Genomic DNA, 1,956 nt, shown 5'->3' with positions numbered 1-1,956 from the left:
GTTGTTATGGTGACTACATTTTACCAAAGAGAGGTGTCTTTTTGTGTGTTTTTTGATAATTATTTATAAGAAGTTTCAATAACCGCAAGGGTTAAACCTGGATATTCAACTGCAAAACTTGAGTTAATTATAATAAACAGCAGATTGATAATTGAATAAATTCCAATCTGCTGTACAAAAGATTATATTTAAACTAGCTTAGTCATTTAAATTAATATCTGACAACATTAGATAATACTAATTTAACACCGTTTTCTAAACAATCTCCTACTGGACAAGTTTTTTCAATAAAATTTGCAAAGGCTTCTGCTTTTTCTTGTGATTCATTTGTTTTAAAGTGCATAGAAAAACGAATTTCTTCAAAGCCATTTCTTACATCCGCGAGTCCTAAAAAGCCATCTGGATCCAAATCACCCTCAAGTTCAACGTGAAATTCGTCAAAAGAGAAATTATGAGCTTCAGCAAATGCACTAGCAACAATAGTTTGGCAAGCACCTAAAGCGCATAAAACCATTTCAACAGGGTTCATTGCCTTGTCAGTCCCACCAAGATCTTCTGGTTCATCTGCTATAATTTTAAATCCTCTTGAGTTACATTCAACTTGAAGTCCATCAGGTAATTTTTTTGTAACTGCTTTAAATGTCGTTAACATAGTTTTTTCCTCCTAGCAAAGTTTGTGAATCATCGATCAATGAAGATATTATACCACGGCGAAAATATAAAATCAATACTTAGCTAAGTAACTATATTCGAGTCTGATTCATTATTTGCTTCGGTGAGAATCCATTTAGAGAATGCAAAAGCACTTGAAAACTCTGATGAGCCGTTTAATTATGCCCTCACTTCTGCTGGTCGTAATGTTTTATTTTAGGGTCATAATCACGTTGTAAGAAGTGGCTATACACAGTACCAGTAATATGTAATAGCAGTGTGGATAGGAATAAATATATCTTCATCTATCTCTAGACAGTACTGTCCAATTTGTGGCGCGATAGCTTATATCAAATTGTTTATGTAGGTTAATCCAAGTAGTTGGTAGTTAAGTGGACTGGTTTTCTGTCTTCAAGCGTGTGCAAACTTCACCATATTTTCCACGTCTTTTATATTTTTTAATAAATCTAAAAGGAGTCTGTTGCTGTATAAAATCGTTAAATTTTAATGGAGGATAATATCGATGTTTTTTAAATTGGATGCAATAATTTTGGCGATGGCTGCAATCGCATTCATGTGAGGATTGTTTACCTTACTTATGTTTATCAGGAACGTGACGGATAAATAAAGCTCTACAAGTTGTTTTTGGAACATTGGCAATTTTGTTTTTCTTACTTGCGATTGGTAATTTCACAGGTTCTAGCGTGGTTTTAACGCTTGCCGGTTATGAAGGCATCATTTGGGGCTTCTCAGCGATTTATGTTGCTATGATACAAGTGTTGAATGAGTTATACGGCAAAAGGATTTTGCCAATCGTTGAGTATAAAGCTGAGGGTCATTTATGGACTAGTCGCGAAATTAATAAAGCGAGTTAATAATTCAGTGAACGAAAGAAGCTTAAATATAAAAAAGAAGTGAGCGCTCATGTCTCACTTCTTATTTTAATGATTAAGCTTTTTCCTCAATCCTATTTAAATTTTTCAGTATTGTTTGTCATCTTTTTACGATATTCTGTCGGGGAAATACCTTCTTTCTTTTTAAATAAATAACTAAAATAATTTGAATCCTGGATTATTCACAGCCATATCAAAAACCTTAAAGAAACTGTATCAAATCAATTAAAAATAGCCAATCGATCTTTCACTAATTAAGTGAAAAGGAGCCCGATCTTTGATATTGTATGATTATGGTGTCAAAACCCCATAATTTTAAGCACTTAATCAACTTGAAATGCTCAAAAGTATACAGTTTTAAAAAATAAAAGAGGGACTCCTCTTTATGCCATCACTTTTTCCTGATTGTGTT

At 33.0% G+C, this 1,956-nt stretch carries 2 protein-coding genes and 1 pseudogene; 1 reads left to right on the top strand and 2 read right to left on the bottom strand.

The features are described from left to right. Nucleotides 1-211: 211 nt before the first annotated feature. The gene (locus ACYQ4S_RS11750; protein ID WP_344909948.1) at nucleotides 212-652 is read right to left on the bottom strand and encodes an OsmC family protein; all 441 of its coding nucleotides are present in this window, start codon (nucleotides 650-652) and stop codon (nucleotides 212-214) included. Between the two features lie 652 nt (nucleotides 653-1,304). Between ACYQ4S_RS11750 and ACYQ4S_RS11745 the strand changes: the two genes are divergently transcribed. Next, nucleotides 1,305-1,526, top strand: coding sequence for an acetate uptake transporter (locus ACYQ4S_RS11745; RefSeq protein WP_344909950.1), 222 nt, complete (start codon nucleotides 1,305-1,307; stop codon nucleotides 1,524-1,526). 92 nt (nucleotides 1,527-1,618) lie between these two features. Here the strand turns inward: ACYQ4S_RS11745 and ACYQ4S_RS11740 are convergent. Then, nucleotides 1,619-1,717: pseudogene (locus ACYQ4S_RS11740) on the bottom strand (AraC family transcriptional regulator); the annotation flags it as partial. Nucleotides 1,718-1,956: the final 239 nt, after the last annotated feature.

It is taken from the genome of Alkalibacterium sp. s-m-28 (assembly GCF_054658175.1).
Note: the sequence above shows the minus strand (reverse complement) of the source record. Positions and strands in the feature narration are given on the sequence as shown.

Excerpts from the sequence above, each read along its gene's own strand:
- ACYQ4S_RS11750 (WP_344909948.1), bottom strand. The coding sequence starts at position 652 with ATGTTAACGACATTTAAAGCAGTTACAAAAAAATTACCTGATGGACTT.